General features: G+C 61.2%; 15 protein-coding genes. 6 read left to right on the forward strand and 9 right to left on the reverse strand.

Translation table 11 applies throughout. From position 1 onward, the window contains the following. Positions 1–548 precede the first annotated feature (548 nt). Together JNK74_19385 and JNK74_19390 are read right to left on the reverse strand one after the other, a co-directional pair. Positions 549–1,598: a terpene cyclase/mutase family protein gene (locus JNK74_19385; GenBank protein ID MBL7648347.1), complete on the reverse strand. Its 1,050-nt coding sequence runs from the start codon at positions 1,596–1,598 to the stop codon at positions 549–551. Between the two features lie 471 nt (positions 1,599–2,069). Then, the gene (locus tag JNK74_19390) at positions 2,070–2,837 is read right to left on the reverse strand and encodes a DUF1295 domain-containing protein (protein ID MBL7648348.1); all 768 of its coding nucleotides are present in this window, start codon (positions 2,835–2,837) and stop codon (positions 2,070–2,072) included. A gap of 285 nt (positions 2,838–3,122) precedes the next feature. On the opposite strand from JNK74_19390, the gene JNK74_19395 reads away from it, so the two are divergent. The 3 genes from JNK74_19395 to JNK74_19405 are packed head-to-tail and all read left to right on the forward strand — an operon-like array spanning position 3,123 to position 3,770. Continuing rightward, positions 3,123–3,296, forward strand: a complete 174-nt coding sequence (locus JNK74_19395) for a hypothetical protein (GenBank protein ID MBL7648349.1) — start codon at positions 3,123–3,125, stop codon at positions 3,294–3,296. A 57-nt stretch (positions 3,297–3,353) separates the two neighbouring features. Further along, positions 3,354–3,536, forward strand: a complete 183-nt coding sequence (locus tag JNK74_19400; GenBank protein MBL7648350.1) for a DUF1559 domain-containing protein — start codon at positions 3,354–3,356, stop codon at positions 3,534–3,536. A 51-nt stretch (positions 3,537–3,587) separates the two neighbouring features. Then, positions 3,588–3,770: a hypothetical protein gene (locus JNK74_19405; protein ID MBL7648351.1), complete on the forward strand. Its 183-nt coding sequence runs from the start codon at positions 3,588–3,590 to the stop codon at positions 3,768–3,770. 823 nt (positions 3,771–4,593) lie between these two features. On the opposite strand, the gene JNK74_19410 is transcribed toward JNK74_19405, so the two are convergent. From JNK74_19410 to JNK74_19430, 5 genes are all read right to left on the reverse strand, one after another. After that, positions 4,594–5,124, reverse strand: coding sequence for a hypothetical protein (locus tag JNK74_19410; GenBank protein MBL7648352.1), 531 nt, complete (start codon positions 5,122–5,124; stop codon positions 4,594–4,596). A 78-nt stretch (positions 5,125–5,202) separates the two neighbouring features. Continuing rightward, positions 5,203–7,209, reverse strand: coding sequence for a DUF4838 domain-containing protein (locus tag JNK74_19415; protein MBL7648353.1), 2,007 nt, complete (start codon positions 7,207–7,209; stop codon positions 5,203–5,205). 201 nt (positions 7,210–7,410) lie between these two features. After that, on the reverse strand, positions 7,411–7,800 hold the full coding sequence (locus tag JNK74_19420; GenBank protein ID MBL7648354.1) for a Dabb family protein: 390 nt from the start codon (positions 7,798–7,800) through the stop codon (positions 7,411–7,413). 2 nt (positions 7,801–7,802) lie between these two features. After that, positions 7,803–8,957 (reverse strand): exo-alpha-sialidase, encoded by a 1,155-nt coding sequence (locus JNK74_19425; GenBank protein ID MBL7648355.1) that lies wholly within the window; start codon positions 8,955–8,957, stop codon positions 7,803–7,805. Between the two features lie 84 nt (positions 8,958–9,041). Continuing rightward, positions 9,042–10,664, reverse strand: coding sequence for a sodium:solute symporter (locus tag JNK74_19430; GenBank protein MBL7648356.1), 1,623 nt, complete (start codon positions 10,662–10,664; stop codon positions 9,042–9,044). A gap of 131 nt (positions 10,665–10,795) precedes the next feature. On the opposite strand from JNK74_19430, the gene JNK74_19435 reads away from it, so the two are divergent. Beyond that, complete coding sequence (locus JNK74_19435; GenBank protein MBL7648357.1) at positions 10,796–11,050, forward strand: Smr/MutS family protein; 255 nt, start codon at positions 10,796–10,798, stop codon at positions 11,048–11,050. Positions 11,051–11,053: 3 nt separating this feature from the next. Beyond that, positions 11,054–12,670, forward strand: coding sequence for an FAD-binding oxidoreductase (locus tag JNK74_19440; protein MBL7648358.1), 1,617 nt, complete (start codon positions 11,054–11,056; stop codon positions 12,668–12,670). On the opposite strand, the gene JNK74_19445 is transcribed toward JNK74_19440, so the two are convergent. Further along, on the reverse strand, positions 12,667–13,794 hold the full coding sequence (locus JNK74_19445) for a peptidyl-prolyl cis-trans isomerase (protein MBL7648359.1): 1,128 nt from the start codon (positions 13,792–13,794) through the stop codon (positions 12,667–12,669). The genes JNK74_19440 and JNK74_19445 overlap by 4 nt on opposite strands. Positions 13,795–14,213: 419 nt before the next feature. Here JNK74_19445 and JNK74_19450 point away from each other — a divergent pair, with 419 nt between their 5' ends. Beyond that, positions 14,214–17,075, forward strand: a complete 2,862-nt coding sequence (locus JNK74_19450) for a response regulator (protein MBL7648360.1) — start codon at positions 14,214–14,216, stop codon at positions 17,073–17,075. A 3-nt stretch (positions 17,076–17,078) separates the two neighbouring features. Here JNK74_19450 and JNK74_19455 read toward each other — a convergent pair whose 3' ends face one another. Beyond that, entirely contained in the window at positions 17,079–18,311 is a 1,233-nt protein-coding gene (locus tag JNK74_19455; GenBank protein MBL7648361.1) for a HAMP domain-containing histidine kinase, read from the reverse strand. Between the last annotated feature and the right edge of the window lie 14 nt (positions 18,312–18,325).

Consider the following 18,325-nt stretch of genomic DNA (forward strand, 5'->3'; position numbering starts at 1 on the left):
TCTGGTTAGTTCCTGTAGAAGGAGAGAACTTTCCTGGTCTCGGCGCACTACTGGGGGCAACAATCTTCGTGATGGTTCTATTCAACGTGGTACTCACGCCCATTCTGTCGAGACTCGGGGGGCTATACAGGATTGACGGTGACAGCCTCAGCCATATACTTCAAGGAAATGTATGGCTCCCGGTTATCACTTTGTCTTTGGTGTCAAAGGTGGTCGCGGGTAGAGGGCCAAGTGATGGAGAGTATCGAGTGCTCGTTGAGGATCAGCACGGGAACGCGTTGGTAGTCCATCCTCTCGCGAATATGCCTGCGTTCATCGCTGAACTTGAGCGAAGGGTTACTGTACCCATTGAACGCACGGACGAGAAATTGTCTCCGTGGACTCGACGCGACAGATTGCGGTTTCTTTTCGTGTTTGTTGGGTTTCCTTCTATTCTATTTGGTGCGAGATTTATATTTGGTTTCTGAATTCGAGTAGGGAATCGGCAAGTTGATTTGTCTTGAATGCCGCGTTTCTCAGTTGCACCACAAAATCCAGCCCGCCCTCGTTCACGGCCCATTCGGCACCAAACTCGCCAATCCCAACGTAGCCCATGCCGCACCGGCGCAGGTGATCGGCGTCAACAGCTTCGAACTCCCCGGGCTGCCGTCGGGCGTGGCGCGTGAAGTCATCAGCCAACTGCCGTCCTCCGCTTGCGTCGTGACGAGGAAATCTATGCCGCGTTGTATGGGGGCGTCGGCAGGCGTATACCCGGCGAGGGAGAGCACGTACAAGACCTCGCCTGTGGCGAAGGCGTCGCTGGGCATGTCTGCTTTCTGGCCCCAACCACCGTCTTCCAGTTGGAGAGCGAGGATTTCGTCGATGGGCGTTTGCATCTCGGCGCGCGATTTGCCCGCGCGACTGGCCAGGAGCAGCCCCAGGGCCTTGTCCTGGAGATTATCGGGCGGCGATGCGTTCGCCAACCACGCCGAAGCTTTTTCGATGGCCCCACGGCGCGAATCCAGCGCGCCAGGTCGATTATCGGCCTGCAACGCCATGATGATCCAGACCGCATCCGTCGTCTGGCTTTCGTTGACCGGTGAGCGGCTGAGAAAGAACTCCCAGGAGCCGTCCCCGCGCTGCTTCTTGACGATGTCGTCGGCGATGAAAGTGACGGTGTCTCTCTGGCCCGGTTCCAGCGGTAGCAGCGATGACCCTACGGCGGCCATGAAGGCGGCACCGATGTTCACGCCCGCCGCCATCGGGCGCGGGTCGGGCGGATTGGCCGGATTCGCTTGCAATCCCACGGCCATCAGTTTTTCCACGCTGCCCAGCGCGGTTTCGGTGGTATCAGTAATGAATTGCTTATCGACTTCATAGCCCCGCCGGTCCGCTTCGCTCAGCGCCCAAAGGGCCATGGGAATGTGGTGGCAGGCGGCGCAGGTGCGTGAGCTCAGCCAGGCCGCGCTTTCGGTTCGCAAGTATGCAGTGGCGCGCGTTACGGTCTGCTGGACGGTCTGGGCCGATGCGCCGGAGTTGGAGGAGACTTTGCCGTTGAGTGCCGGGGGCGAAATGCAAAGTCCAGCGAGCAGCGTTGCGAAGACCAACGTGCGAGCCATGGGAGGATCTCCGGATAACAACTACCTTGCGGATGAGTGAGGGAAAAATTTTTATATCGCTAGTGCATCCCGACAGTAACACATGCTGTGGTAACTGTCAATGGCGTCGTCTTTACCTGTAGGTCCGTGTGGTGAATTGAAAACTTGGCCGCGAAGGAACGCAAAGATCGCAAAGGAATGTGGCACAGCCGTCCCGGCTGTGATTGGGTGCGGGGGGGAAGCTGGATAGCATCGACGAGAACCCATGTTTGCACCCGATTCTCCTCTCGAGGAGTTGGTGCAAACAATGGTCGAAAGTGACTTCGAGTAAGCGAGAAAACACAGCCGGGACGGCTGTGCCACATTCTCTTGCCGCCCATCCGCAGGGGAAAGTCGATTTTTTCTAGATTGCGCCAACTATGGAACGCACCGACTTTCTGCACAATTCGGTTTGACGGAATTACCAGGAATTCAGGAGCGAAAGCTCCGGCCCTAGTCCCTCGGCCGCCCAGGAAAAAACGCGGGTGTCTTCCGCACATACTCCGCGTATTTTGGTCGCGTCTCGGCCATGCGCTTTTCCAGCAGGGGCACGCCGGAGACCTTCATGAGCAGCAGCGTCATCACGATGGGACTTAGCACGGTGTAGATCACGTTGGGCGCGGGGAGGGCGGTGATGAAGAGGCCCCACCAGAGTAGGGCGTCACCGAAGTAGTTCGGGTGGCGGGTGTAGCGCCAGAGTCCCTGATCCATGACCTTGCCCTTGTTCTCCGGCTTCGCTTTGAAGCGCGCAAGCTCCCAGTCCCCGATGCTTTCGAAGGTCAGGCCCGCGAGAAAAATCACCACGCCGACCAGTGCCAGGCCATCCCAGGGCACGGGCGATTCCGACGCGATTGCGACCTGCAGCGGCAGGGAGATAAACCATGTGAGGAAGCCCTGCAACAGGAACACGGTGAAGAGGCTTTTCCACGCGAAGGCGGGTCCGTGGTGATCGCGCATGGCCTTGTAGCGGTAGTCCTCCGGCTGGCCCCAGTTGCGCCACGTGAGGTAAAGGGAGAGGCGCGCGCCCCAGAGGAAAACCATGCCCGCGAGCAGGACCTGGTGCGGGGTGGGCGGGTCGTAGAGGCGCAGTCCGACGGTGCATACGAGGATGAAGCCGAGGCCCCAGAAGCAGTCGATGATGCTGGCGTTGCGCATCAGCAGGCTGAGCCCCCAGAGCAGGAGGGCGAAGACGAGCAGGGCCAGGGCAGTGGTTATGAACATGAAGGGGTCCTCGCGGCGCTGGGGCCAGCCCCGTGCGCGCCATCCTGAATTCGTGCATGCATGGATTCGATATCGGGCCATGGTAGCGTTTGGCTACATTTTCAGACCCAGCGAATCCGAGTTCCGCTATCGTATCACGGAGGCAATCCCAAAGCCTAAGTGATTGGAGTAAAGGATGTTGCATGGCGGGGGTGGCACTTGGCACGGAAGGCGCTTAGCGTGAGCATGTGCCGATGAAAGGCACGGGCCAAACAAAAATCCCGAACTCGGGTGGAGGAAGAAACCATGAGCACGATCAAAATCACCGACTTGAACGAGACCACGGAAGTCACCACAGTCCAGGCTGAAAATGTGAAGGGGGGCGCCGCCTACATCAAGTTCGATGGTATCGACGGCGAAAGCAAGCGGGCTGACCACAAGGGTGAAATCTTGATGAGCTTTTCCACGCCCAAGTCCTGATTCTTTGTTAACGATTTCATCAACTCAACGCCCCGCGATGGGGAGGAGGAACCTGCCATGAGCACCATTAAACTGAACGAATTGACCGACACAACCGCCGTAAACGAGCAGGAAGCTGCCCAGGTGAAAGGTGGCCCGATTTACATGCAGTACGAAGGCATCAAAGGCGATGTCTCCGTCCAGAGCAAGCACATCGGCGGCGTCAACGTGGCCCTTGGCGACGGCTCCGTTCGATTCTAACGATTCAATTTTCACTGCGAAACACCAGACATCAACGAAAGGAGTCCCACTATGGCAACTGTAAAGATAGACGACTTGAATTCAGAATCCGCTGAAGCCCAGCCCGTGACCCTGGAAGAAGCGGCCCAGATTGTGGGCGGCGCCGAAGCCAAGCCCAAGCCCAAGCCGAAGTCCGAGCAACAGGTGTACTTGAACTACAAGCTCGAAAACGTGCTGGTCTCCTCATACTCCTGACGCGTCGCACGCCTCAGCAACGCAAGTCCACGGAGCCCCCAAAGAAACAATGCACGGGCGCGATGTCCGGGCCGTGCGGATACAGTCCGCACCGATCCCCTACGACAAGGATCTGAGCCCACATCGCGCCCGCGCGGGGTGACAAACGAAGCAGAACCTCAACGAGGCGGATCCAGGGCTAACTTTCCTCGGCTCAATAGGGTAGCTTGGCTTGTACAAAAATGTACGGGGCAAAGGTCGCAACGCAATCGCGTGGCCGGGCATCGTGGGCTACTCTCGGATAATCGGGCGCACGATTTCCCAATCCCATCGCCCGCGCTGCCGCCGCCTCCGCGATCCTGTCTTGTAAGACGCCGCAGCCCCGCCAAGCGGGACAAAAAATACCAGAGGCAGCCCCCGTTGGCCGCGACACCGTTCTTGAAGAGGTCTGGCTCTTGGGACGGAAGTCTCTCGTCTGCTTTACGCTCCGCGCCTCAGCGTGCTCCGTGGCCTTTTTCTTTCAGTTGACCACGAAAATAACTGAAACTCACCGATGGTCTCATAAGACCTCGAAAATGGGGCGCCAAGACGTGGAGCAGATCGAGAGTTCTCCGAGATTTTCCATGCCCGCATGGCCGGAAGATTTTTCACCACGAAGATACGAAGGGCACGAAGAACAAGCAGGTAAGGAAGCGCTCTGCGTACATGATTCCTCCCGGCGAACAAGGCGGGGCCGATTTGAGCTTGCGTCCCAACTTTCTTTGCGACTTCGCGCCTTTGCGTGCAAGACATCAGAATGTATGCCAGGGGCGACTGAACGCACCCCGAAGGAATTCTCTCCAGCTTATTCCTGGTCGTACGTGGCCGAGTCCGAGCCGCCGAATTGCTCCGTAAGCGCCGCCACGAAGCGCTCCGGATCTTCCGGCGAGACGACCAAGGGCTTCCGCGCCGTACGAAGGACCACGGCTCGCTTGGGATCCGTCACGAAAGGCCGGAAGTTACCCAGTTTCCGGCTCCGGAAATAACCTGAGTAGCAGAAGAGCCCGCCATTGCCGCAAATGCGCCAGCTCCCCTTCATCGCATCCGGGTCGATGCTGAAATCGCGCAAATCACGGAGATCGACGGTGGAACTCCAGCCCAGCCGCCGAATACGAAGCCGGTCAGGCTCCAGGGAGTATCCACGGACCATGAAAATCGGGCCGATTGCCATAAAACCAAGCGGCATAACCACCATCGACAGGGTCCAGACCGCAAGCTCTCTCGGACCGGTAAACAGGCCAAAGCCGATGATGACCGCAAGCAGGGCATAGGTGAAGATGGTCGTCCCGCGAATCAGGGCGCTCATTGGTGCGGCGGAAAAGTACGGGCTGTTCATGGCGGGATCTCCAACCTGATATACCAACGTCAAGCCAGACTCATTCGTCCCATCGGGTCGCGGGGCGCGCAAGACCCATCATTGCTTAATCAGCTCATCCAGGTTCATGCGCGGGCGTTCCCAGTACGCGGTGGCGTGGAAGAGATCCGAGAAGAAGCTGAGCTCATGGGCCTTTCGGAAGGCCACCAGCGCCTCAAGCGCCGCCAAGCCTTCGCCCACCTTCTCCGGTGGCAGTGATTCTTCTCCGTCGTAAACTGCGGCCAGGCGCGAGGCAAGTTTGGCGTGTTCGAGACCAAGCTGGACGAAGCGGACCCGCTCGGCAAACTGGGTGTCGGGCAGGCTCGTCGTTGCGGCCAGAGCCTCCTCCAGCAGCGCCTCCGCCGGGGCAAAAGATTCCGGCGGAAACATATGGTGGGCGCGTTTCACGTAGTTGGCGTAGCGCCGTTCGACTTCCCGATACAGCTCCGTAAAGGGGAGGGTGTTTTCCGTAGCGTAGTTTTCCCAGTACTGGTAATAGCGGTCGATGGCGTCCGCCGCGGGGCCGAAGGCGGCGAGGAACTCCGCGCGCATGGCCTCCAGCTCCAGTTCCGGTTTCTCGAAAAGTCGCAAATGCATGTACAGGCGCGGCAGTTGCGCAGCCCACTGACCCGTCAGGGAATCAAAGGAGGCGCCTTCCATACCGTGCTCGACGGCAAACTTGAAGAACTCGCCTTCCTGTCGGGTCTCGAAGTGGGGCATCACGTAGCCGTCGTGCAGGTAGTTGGGGCGGTAGCCCATCCGGATGCCCGTCGCGCGCCATCCGAGCCACTGTTCCTTGAGCCATTCCACGGCCTCGTCCGGCATGGGAAAATAGCGCAGGTGCGGGTCCTGCCATTGCACGAATTCGCCGTAGAAATCCCGATTGAGCGTGACGCCCGTCACCGGCGCAGTGAATTCGTTCTCATAGATAAAGGAAATCGACACCTGCGCGTTGGGGTTCTTCTTGCGGGCTTTTTCCTGCATGATTTTCCAGAAGCGCGCCATGCGGTCCGAGGTCGCCCCGCCATACAGTCCCTCGCTGCGCGGGTCCGCGCCATAGTGGTAGGAGGCAAACCACGGCGGATTCACGGGCTGAGGGCCGTCCCACGCGCGACAATTCGCACAGGTGCAGCGGCCTGGACGGTCCACCGGGCCCAGCACCAGCACGCCCTGGCCGTCCCACTGGTCAATCGCGAAGTCCTGCAATTCCTCGTTCGATTCGCACATCGGCGTGTTGTCGTAGTCGGGGTCAGGGTGGCCTCGGGTGCCGTCGGTGCGCAGCGCGAACCACTCCGGGTGCTCCTTGCCATAGCGCTTCCACCAACCGTGGAAATAGTGGCCGGTCGGCGGCTTGATGTCCATCCCGCCCATGCGGTGCCGGCGCAGCAGCACCTCCAGCGCTTTCGCGTAGGCCGCCGCGCCTTCCACACTGAAGCCCACGCGCGCATTGTCCGCGTCGATGGGTTGACCGTTGATGACCGAATGGATATGCGACAGATAGAAACGGCGAAACTGGAGCGCAGGCGCTTTGGTCTCGTTCACGGCCGAGAAAGCGATGGTCGCGGTTCCCGGCACATAAGTCCCCAGTTCACCGGGCCAGAGCCAGCGTACGCCGACGAAGCGCTCCAGCAACTCGTAAACGCCGAAGAGCGTCCCCGAATCGGGATTGCTGTCGGACATTGGATCGCCGCCCGCGTCGCGCCCCGCGATGAACAGGTCATTGCCCACGGAACGGATCAGGTACGTTTCACGGGGCAACTGGTCAGGCTCGATACCCAGTCGTCGTCCCGTCTCCGTATCGCCAATGAAGACGCGGGTGTGCAGCGTCTCCGGAATTGCCGCTTCCGTGACCACCGCCAGCCGGACCCCCGTGGCCTTCTCCACATGCTCCGTGAGTTCCTTCACGGCATACTGCGTGGTGGGTGTGGGCTGCATGGCGGTGACGATGGCGGCTGTAGCCCTGCCCTCGCTCACAATCGAAACCTGGGCGAAAACGGGAAGGGTCAGTGCAAGCGCGGCGAACGCCATCGGGCACAAACGAATGGGCAACACAAATAATGACTTCATCCGGACGGGTTCCTTCAGGGCAATGGAAAATGGCGAGTGCCTTTATCCTGCACGCCGGACGCCGGGATGTCAATGGTAGGGGTCTTATGGGTCGCGCGGGCATTCAGGAAGTCCTTCTCATAGGTCCCATACGCCCCATTCCCCCGCCCAAAAGCAAAGCGCCCGGGATCTCGTCGAGATCCCGGGCGCTCCCAATTGCCCTTATTCCGCCCAGTAGTCAAACACGCAAACGTCGGTCACCTTGTTGCCCAGGTTCCCGGCGAAGTTCTTGTGCGCTTCGTGGACGATGTAGGCGTCCAAGTCTTCCTGGCTGTGGAAAGTCAGGGTGAAGGCGTGGGTGAGGCCCTTGTCCAGGTTTTCCTTGCTCACGTTCGTGCCCCATTCGAAGCCCTTGATCTGGTCGATCTCTTCTTCCAGCTTCACAAAAGCGGCGGAAACTTCTTTGGCCGCTTCTTCGCTGGAAAACTTGAACATGACGATGTGGCGCAATACTTTCATGGGTGCTTTCTCTTCCACGGCGCTGGCGCGCAGTACGGAGCCCGCGACGCAGGCCACCAGGGCAATACACGATACGACAAGCAGGTTTTTCATGGTCAAAATTCCTCTTGGATTACGGGGGCGTTTTCCAGGTTGGTGTACAGATCCTCCAGCTTGAGCCGGGTGACCTTGGTCGTTTGCAGGCCATTGTTTTCTTTGCCGCGGATACCGGCGCAATAGCCGAGGAGCGCATGCCCCTCCGCGAAATCCATGGCGGTATAACAATACCATCCCGCCGGATTGTCCTCCAATGTTTTCACCACGCGCCAGGTCTTGCCGTCGTCCTGCGATAGCGCGGCGCGAAGGGGCGTTCGCTTATCCTTCAATTCTTCTGAGATGCCGGTGTGGTCGTTCCAGACCAGCAGCAGGTCGTCGCCGCCGGGAATGCGCTCCACCGTGGCGGGCGAAGTGGGGGAGAGAAGATTCGTGCGCTCCACCGCGCTCCAGGTGTCGCCGCCGTCGGCGGAGAAAGAGCGATACTGCGCGCCGCCGTTCGTGCGACAGATCATCAGCAGCCGCCCATCCTTCATTTCGAGCACCAGGGGTTCCTGAAGGCCCGACGAGATCTCCGTCGGCGCTTCCAGCAGCGACTGGCTCATGCGCCAGGTCTTGCCGTTGTCGTCGGAGAGCACGCAAAGCGCTTTGCCCGGCTGAAACTTTTCTTCGCCCTTGAGGACATGCCGTGCCGCGGGAATGACCAAGCGGCCGCTCTTGAGCTGGACCATGCGATCGTTGTTTACCACATAGTACCCCGCGGGCTCCGTGATGCACGCCGTGGGCTCCGACCAGGTCTCGCCCTCGTCGGTGGAAATGCGCAGTTGGGGCAGGCAATTGTCGAAATCGACCTTGCGCAGATAGAGCAGGGCGATGGCGCCATTCTGAAGTCGCAACAGCGAGACGGACATGACATTGTGTCCGCCTTCGTGAGCCACTACAACCCGATCCTCGCTGCTCCACGTCTGGCCGCCATCGCTGGACACGCGCGAGGCCAGGTGGGCCTCCGCATAGTCGCTCGCTCCCGTGGTGAAGTGGGTGTAGACGAAAAGTACTCGGCCATCCTTAAGCGCGATGAAGTCACCTTCGGAATTGCGTGGATTGGCTGGCGTGGGCGCCAGCAGGAGATTCTCCGGCATGGTAACGGGCTCGGCGGCGGATGCCGTGCTTGCGAGCCCTGCAATCGACGTAAGGATCAGGGGTAGAAAGCGTGTCATGGGGTTGATTTCCTTTCGCGCCCATCGTAGCGGAACAGGCCCGGCCCGTGTCAATTGTTATAACCAATACAAGATCTCCGGGAATTACCCCCGGAAGTAGATCCACAAAAAGGCCACAATACCAAAGAGCACCAGGCTCAGACCCACATCCTTCGCGCGCCACGATGCCGATACGGGGCGTCCCAGCGTTGGAACGCCCTTGACCGTAGCGTGGGTGAGTCCATGAACCTGCGAGGTACTCGGGGCCGGGGTCGCCAGACTCACCAGTACGAGCACGCCACTGCACACGACAAAAAGCAGGCAGGCGTAGTGCAGGAAGTTGATGGAGGCTAGTTCCAATGCAAAGCCGGAGAGGCTGTCCTTGTTCAATTCCAGCGCGAGCCGTCCCATCCCAAGGAGGAAGCCGGTGAGGAGCGAGGCAATGGCGCCCTGGGCATTGACCCGTCCCCAGAGGAGGCCAATGAGAAAGACGGCGGCAATGGGCGGGGCGATGTAGGCCTGCACACTCTGGAGATACTGATAGAGCTGTTCCGAGACATGGGCCATCAGGGGGATCCACAGAAGTCCCAGGACCACGAGTACGCCCGTGGACCACTGGCCCACGCGCACAAGGGTCTTCTCAGTCGCGTCGGGGCGCATCTTGCGATAGATGTCCCAGGTGATGAGGGTGGAGCAGGAATTGAACACGGAGGACAGGGAGCTCATGAGGGCCGCCAGGAGTCCGGCGACCACGACGCCGCGCAGCCCCATGGGGAGCACCGTCGCCACGAGCGTGGGCAGGGCCGCGTCGCTTCGTTCCAGGGTGAGCGCCCCCTGCTGGCTCAGCACATAGGCCACAATCCCGGGGATAACAAAAATGAACAACGGGAGTTGCTTCAAGAATCCGGCCATTATCGTGCCCCGCCGCGCGTCGTCTTCCCCGTGAGCGGCGAGCACGCGCTGGACGATAAACTGATCCGTGCACCAGTACCAGACGCCCAGAATGGGCGCGCCGAAGAGAATGCCGGTCCAGGGGAAGGCCGGATCGGTCATGGGCTTCCACACGGAGAAAAAGCCCGCCGGGGCCGCCTCCCGAAGCGCGGTCCATCCTCCGGCCTGATTAATCCCGACGACGGTAATCAGAACGGAGCCGCCGACGAGCACGAAGACCTGCAGCAGGTCCGTATAGAGCACGGCACGAAGGCCGCCGAGGACCGTGTAGGCCCCCGTGGCAACGACGACCAGAATCGCACCGGTCCAGAAATTCATCCCCATCAGCGACTCGAAGACGATGCCGCCGGCGGCAATGGTGACCGATATCTTGGTCAGCACATAGCCCACGACGGAGATGAGGGCGAGATACCAGCGCACGGTGGGGGAGTAGCGCCGCTCCATGAACTCCGGCATGGTGTAGACGCCGCTGCGGAGGTAAAAGGGCACGAAAAACCAGCCGAGGAGCAGTAGTATCAGCGAGGCCTGAATCTCAAACTGGGCCACGGCCAGCCCGCTGGCCGCACCCGTGCCCGCCAGGCCGATCAGGTGTTCCGAGCCGATGTTCGAGGCGAAGAGGGATCCGCCGATGACAAACCAGCCCGCGTTGCGCCCGGCCAGAAAGTAGTCGGCGCTGTTGCGCTCGTGGTTCTTCTCGCCGCGCGAGGCCCACCACGCCACAGCAAAGACGACGAGGAAATAGCCGCCGATTACAATCCAGTCCATGCCATTCAACATCGCGCTCTCCTTCGCGTTCAGGTCGCGAATCCGCTATACTTCCCCAGACCGCTCCGTGCTCTCGAAGCGCCCGGGCTGATGGTAACGCATGACGTCCGCTGGAGCAAGCGGCGAACTCTGGATCTGAATTCATGGCCAAGCTGAAACTCGACCTCCACGACATCTACAACAAAGGCGGACGCATCGAAGAAGAACTGAACCGCATTATACGCGAGGCGGTGGAGAAGCGGATCGTGCTGGTGGAGATTATCCCCGGCAAGGGAAGTGGCCAGTTGAAGAAAAGCGTCCTCAGGTTCCTGGAACGCGGCGAGATCAAGGCGCTCTACCACCGCGTCGAAAAAGACAGCAAGAACTTCGGGCGGCTCTTCGTCCATTTCCGGTTCTGAACCATGGCGCACCCCGCCATCGATGCCTGGCGACAGACCCTGGGCCAGGCGAAAGTCGACACCACCTCTGAAGCCATCGCCCGCTTTGCCCGCACCATGCAGCCCCAGGGCACCACGCCCAACTGCGTGCTCTATCCCGAATCGCCGGAAGATGTGCAGGCTATCGTTCGCATTGCCCAGGAGCATGCCCACGGCGTCTATCCCATCTCCGGCGGGAAGAACTGGGGCTATGGCGACGCCTGCGCGGCGGTGGACGACGCCGCCATCATTGATCTCGGGCGCATGAATCGGATTTTTGAGATCAACCGCGAACTGGGCTACGCGGTCATCGAGCCCGGCGTCACCCAGCAGCAACTCTTCGACGCCGTCCGCCGGCAGGCCCCGGAATACTGGGTGGACGTTACCGGGGCCGGACCGGATGCCAGCATCGTCGGCAACATGTGCGAGCGGGGTTTTGGTCACACCGCCTACGGGGATCATGTGCGCACTACCTGCGGCATGACGGTGGTCCTGCCCGACGGACGTCTTCTCGACACGGGATTTGGCCACTTTCCGGGCGCAAAATCGGCCCACGTCTATCCCTACGGTGTGGGGCCCATCCTCGACGGGCTATTCATGCAATCCAACCTCGGCATCGTCGTGCGCATCGGCATATGGCTCTGCCCGAAGCCCGAAGCATTCAGCTTTTTCCTCGTGCGCGTGCCCGATGAGGACCAACTGGCCGAGGCCATCGATCGACTGCGGCCCCTGCGGCTCCACGGCATCCTGAACAGCGCGGTGCACATCGGCAACGACCTGCGGGTCTTCACCAGCATGGACCAATACCCCTGGGAGCGCGCCAAGGGCGAGACGCCCCTGCCGGAGGATCTGCGCCGCACCCTGCGCGCGGAAACCCGCCTCGGCGCGTGGAACATCACCGGATCCTTTTCCGGAACGCCGCCCCAGGTGCGCGAGGCCCGACGTCGGCTGAAGCGGATTTTCGGCGACATGGGCAAGGTCGTCTTCGTCAATGATCGCAAGCTCGCCCTCGGCAGGCGCGTCGCAGGCTGGCTCGGCCGAATCGGCCTGGCTCCCACCCTGCGCAAGCACCTCGACGCCCTCGAACCAAACTATGGCCTGCTCAAGGGCATTCCCACCGACATGCCCCTCCAGAGCCTCGGCTGGCGACTGCGCGAAGGGTGGGAGGGACGTATCACCGATCCACTCGACACCCCGGCGGGCCTGATCTGGCTCGCGCCCGTGCTGCCCCTCCGCGGGGAAGACGCCCGGCGGGTTGTCGATATCGTCACTCCCATATTCCAGCGCCACGGCTTTGACCTGCCCATGACCTTTACCCTGCTCAACGAGCGATCCATGGTCGCGGTGATGAACGTTTCCTTCGACAAGTCACAGCCGGACGACGTGGACCGTGCCCGGTCCTGCTACGCGGCCGCCGCCGAGGCCGTCATCGCCGAAGGCTACATCCCCTACCGCAGCAGTCCAGCAGGCATGGCGCGCCTCGTCCGCCGGGGCGACGTCTATTGGGAGGCCGCGGCGCAAATTAAAAGCGCCCTCGATCCCAACCAGGTGTTGGCGCGAGGGCGCTATATTCCGACATCGGACGGAGGCGACAAAGCCTAGCTTTCAAAGATGTCCTTATCACCACCCCGGGGTTCAGGAATCTTGTCCTCGAAGATCTCCGCGCCCTTTTCTTCCCAAAGTCTGTCCATCATCGCGGTGAAGGCCACCGGACCCGAGACATAGGGGCGCGCCTCTTCGAAAGGCAACACCTCGGCGGGCTTGGCTTCCAGTACCTTGAATACGATCCAGCACTCCGGCACCGTCTCCTGAACCGCCTGGCCGTTCGCATCCTTGCTCACCCGGCCATAGTCGGGCATATACGTCGGCCCGAGCACATCGCCAACCGCCGCGCCGGAGGCCTCCTGCCAGAAGCCCTTGAAACGCTCGAGCGAGGGGTTGTTCTCGATAACGGACTCGATTCCATAGCGGATGTCTTTTGCAAGGTATTCGTTCAGAATATCCTCAAAGGTCTCCCCGGCATTCAACCGTTCCCGCACCTTGGAAGCCTCGGCGGAGGATCCGGGCTCGGACGTGGGAAACTGGAGCCCGAGAATCGTGAGGCTCTCAAAACTCTTGAAGTTCTCCTTGTTGACCTCGTACTCCATCTTGAGGTCTTCCTCGTCGAGCACCAGTTCTTTCGCCAGGAAAGCCTTCTGAGCCAGATAAGAGACCGCCTGATCGCCCTGAATCTTATCCAGCATCACGTCCGTTTCCTGCTCGATCATGTCCTTGACCCGCTGGATCTCTTCGGCGGTCAGGTTGTAGATCTGCATGAGCTGGGATTCCTCACCGGGCTTCGGAACCGGAATGGCCCACATGTGGCGATAGGTCTCCTCTTTGTCGCCGGCCGTCTTGAAAAACTCTTCACGCACGGCGTCGCGGTCGACCTTGATTTCACCTTTGGCGGCAAGCTCGATACCGAGCGGGATCTTGATCTCCTTGTCGATGTACTGTCTCAGCACCCGAACATAGTCCTGGCGCGTACGGATGATTGGTCGCTTGTCATCCGGCATGTCGTAGATGTAATGCTGCAACGTGCCTCTCGTAATGTTCTTGTCGCCAATCTTGGCAACCACGATCCGGTCCGTGTCCGCGATCCAGCCGCACCCCGAACTGACCACGGCCAGAATCGCAACTACCGCAACCACGCGAAGTGCAACAACGCCCCGACTGAGATAACGCATACAAGTGCTCCTTGATTTGGCCACAAGGCGGCCCGAGTGAACTACATAATGATATCGCCTATCGTAGCATCCGGAGCGGCCATATTAACAATCCCCCACCCGCCGGCGCAGCCCCCCGGACATCCCGGGTCCGCCGCGCCAAACCGTCCGGTATCGCCGGATTTTCGTGGCGGGGCCGCCGCTTTATCCCCCGGCGCTGTTGAGCTATACTCACAGTGTGGGTCTCCACGCCAATCCCGGCTCGCCGGGAGCGGCGCCGCCATTCGGGGCAGGATGACCACCTGCTGGATCGAGAGCAAAAGGCTGTAAACCATGAGAGCGTATCTTTCTGTGGCCGCGGTGCCGCGCGGGGGCGATGGCCCCGCCGCACGGGGACGCGCCACCCTCAAGGCGGGTGCCCGCCGGGAGGGCTCGCCATCGTGATGCGGGACACCATTCGCCACTCGGTGGCCCTGAAAGTGTTGCTACCCCTCGTGGTCGCGGCCGTTCTTGCCGTGGCCGCCGTCTGCACCGTCTCCGCCAGTCTCGGGGGCCTGGTGGCCCTGCTCATGGCCATGATGACGCTCCTCGCCTATGTCCTCCTGCGGCGCTACGTGCTCGATCCCATCCACGCCATCGAACTCGCCCTCGATTCGCGCGCACGCGGGGAGGAAGGTGTCTACGCCAACATAATCGCCCGGGACGAAGTCGGCTCACTCGCCATCGCACTCAATACCATGATCGAGCAGCAACTGGAGAGCCAGGTTAAGTATAAGAAAGTCCTCGACACCATCACCGACGGCGTTGTCGTGCTCGATGCCCGCGGCCTGATCCAGGCGGCCAACCCCGCAATTCGCACCATGTTCGGCTTCGAAAACGAAAACATGACCGGGGAGAACTTCCTCGATCTCCTCCTCGGCCAGACCGAAGCCTCCGACTTCCTGCCCAGCATCGCCGATCTCCACGCCCAGCACGCCAGCGAAATCGGCCTGGCGGCGGGCGAGCTGATCGCCCGACGCCGCGATGGGCGAAAATTTCCTGTCGAAATATCCCTGACCGCCATGGAAACCCGCGAAGGCCCCGCCTTCACCGGCGTCATCCGCGATATAACCGCCCACAAGGCGACCCAGGAAGCGCTGGAATTCAACAACGAAGCCCTCCGCCTCCAGGCTACCCTCTACGCCTTCATACAGCACGCCTACAGCCTCGAACACCTCTTCCAGAGCATCCTTCCGGTCATCGCGAGCATCCGCGAAATGAAGGCCGAGCGGCGCGTCGCCGTTTATCTGAATGAGCCCGCCGAAGCCGAACTCCACCTTGCCGCGGTCTACGATGAGGACCAGGACCCCGCCTGGCGACCGGATATGGAAAAGGTGGTCCAATCTTTCTGGGCCAAAGGCGAGATTGAAGGGCGCCAGGTGCTCGTGTATAGCGCCGCCCAGGGAGAGGCCCTCGAAGAGCGATTCGGAAGTTACATCATACCCCTCTACGCCGGCGGCGAGATTCAGGGACTCCTCTATGCCCGCTGCCACAGCCGGCCCCGGCGCGACGCCCTCTGGTTGTCGGTACTCGAAGGGATCGGCGGTCAGCTCGGCATGGCCGTGCTTGACCAGCGCAGAAAATCCGAGGTGGAGCGCGCCCGCGACGCCGCCCTGCGGCTCAACAACGAACTCGCGGTCTCCGTCGAGCATGCCCGCGAAATGGCCCAGGCCGCCCGCGCCGCCAGCGTGGCCAAGAGCCAGTTTCTGGCCAACATGAGCCACGAAATACGTACCCCCATGAACGGCGTGCTGGGCATGCTGGAACTGCTCCGCGAAACCGAACTCACGGCGGAACAGCAGGATTTTGCCGACACCATCAAGACCTCGGCGGAGTCCCTCCTCGATCTGCTGAATGAGATCCTGGACTTCTCCAAGATCGAAGCGGGCAAGGTCGAACTGGAATCCCTCGATTTCGACCTCCGGAATACCCTCGACGAATGCCTGGAACTCCTCGGCGCACGCGCCGAAGAGAAAAACCTGGAGCTGGCCTGCCTCGTACACGCCGAAGTGCCCCAGTGTGTCAACGGCGACCCGGGAAGGCTCCGCCAGATCCTCCTTAACCTCATCAGCAACGCCCTCAAATTTACCGACGAAGGCGAGGTCACCGTGGTCGTCGCATTGGATGAGAATGGCGACGACGGGGACCGCGTCCGCTTCGAAGTCTCCGACACGGGGATCGGTATCCCGCAGGATCGCATGAGCCGCCTCTTCGAATCCTTTACCCAGGCCGACGAGTCCACCACCCGGAAGTACGGTGGTACCGGATTGGGGCTGGCCATCTCCAAGCAACTGGCCGAATTGATGCAGGGCGGATTGCGCTGCGAGAGCGAGCCGGGCCGGGGTACCACCTTCACCGCCACGCTCCAGTTCCGGCCCCCCCTCAAGCCGGCCAGCAAACCCGTCATCGAGTCCATCGACATGACCGGCTTGCGGGTGCTCCTCGCCGATGACAACGCCGTGAGCCGCGCCTTCATCAGCACCATCCTGGAAGGCTGCGGGGCCGCCGTATCAAGTGTCCCCGGCGGCCCCGAGGCCCTGGAACTCCTGGCCGATCCCGCCGTCCCACCCTTTGAAGTGGCCCTCCTCGACCACGGTATGCCGGAGATGAACGGCCCCGCGCTGGCCCGCCACATCCGCGCGCTGCCTCAGGCCCGCGAACTGCCCCTGATCCTCCTCGCCAGTCTCGCCGTTCGCGGCGACGCGCGCAAGATGGAGGAGGCGGGCTTCTCCGGATTCCTGCCGAAACCGGTCAAAGCGGAGCGCCTCCTCGACTGTATCGCGGCCGTACTCGGAAAGAAGGAAGGCGAAGGAAAACCCGCCATGGTCACCCGCCACTATGTTCAGGAGGCGCGGCGGCAGCAGAAATTCCGTATCTTGCTGGCCGAGGATAACCTCGTCAATCAGAAGGTGGCCGTGCGCATGCTGGAGCGTCAGGGCTACGTTTGCGACGTGGTCTGCAATGGCCGGGAGGCGGTGGAGAGTGTGGGCCGGGAAGACTTCGATCTGGTCTTGATGGACTGCCAGATGCCCGAAATGGACGGATTCGAAGCCACGGAGCAAATCCGGGCGAGAGAGGACGGCGGGCGGAGAATTCCCATCGTCGCGCTGACGGCCAACGCGATCCAGGGCGACAGGGAGCGCTGCCTCGCCGCGGGCATGGATGATTACGTCAGCAAGCCGATCAACCCCGGCCTGCTCCACGAAGTCCTCGAGCGCTGGATGGACCCCGATCGTTCCCGAAAATCCCTCCGGGGCGCCTGAGGCTCAGCGGCGGTAGGGAAAGGTCAATTGGAAGCACGCGCCGCGACCCTCCCGGGGGACCAGCGTCACTTCGCCGCCATGCTGGTGCATCACATTCCGCACCACGCTCAGGCCCAGTCCCGTGCCCTTCTTACCCTTCGTCGTGAAGAGGGTGTAGAAGATGCGCTGGCGGTCCTTCTCCGGTATGCCGGGGCCCGTGTCTTCGATGGTCAGCACAAGCTGGTTCGTCTCGCAGCGTGTCGTGATGGTGATCTCTCGCGGATCCGCCTGGGCTTCCATCGCCTGGCAGGCGTTGTAAATCAGGTTCAGAATCGCCTGGCGCACCAGCACAAAATCGCCCACGCAGATCGAGATGTCCGGGCTCAGATCCGTGCGAAGCGTCACCTGCTGGCGCGTAAGCAGTGGCCGCGCCACATCCAGGCAGACTTCCACCGCGGTGTTGATATCAAAAGGGGACTGTTCGTCCGGCGTATGGCGCAGGAAATTCATCGTGGAGCGGACCAGCTCGGTGCAATGCCGGACCTGAGACTCCATCGTTCCCAGGCGTTTCATCAGGCTCTCGTGCGAGGGGTCGGCGCTCAGAAGTTCAAGGTGCGTGCCCAGCACGGAGAGGGGCGTGCCCAGATCGTGCATCGTGCCCGATACCAGTCGGCCCAGCGTCTCGAAGCGATTCGCCTCCATGGTGAGGCATTCCAGCGCTTTCCGGTCTTCTTCCCGGCGGCGCTTTTCCACACACGCCCGAATCTTTTCCAGCATGATGCGGTGATCAAAGGGCTTTTCCAGGTAGGCAAAGGCGCCATACTCTATCGCCTTCATCGCCGTATCCAGCTCGCCATAGCCCGTCAGGATGATGAACTCGATGTCATCGTGCTCTTCGCGAACTTCGCGCAGGAGATCCATGCCCGTCTTATGCGGCATGCGGATATCCGTAATGATGATGTCCACCAGCTCTTCCTTGAGCTGGCCCAGCGCATCGTCCACGCCCGTCGCCAGGGACACGTCGTACTCTTCCTTCAACAGCATGCGAAGGGACTGGCGCGGACCGTTCTCGTCATCCACAATCAGGATGCGTGGCGTCGTATTGAAATTGAAATCGATCGGAGGGCGGCTGGAACTGCGAACCTTGGTCATGAGGTTGCGGCGCGGCCGGCGTTCTTCGGGGCTCGCGTCCCCCAGAGCCGAAGCTATCGTCAGGGCTGCGCTGGGAAGGGGGAGTATTTGTGTGACTGCGTCCACGGGGGCTCCGATCT

The organism is Candidatus Hydrogenedentota bacterium (assembly GCA_016791475.1).
GTDB lineage: Bacteria > Hydrogenedentota > Hydrogenedentia > Hydrogenedentales > JAEUWI01 > JAEUWI01.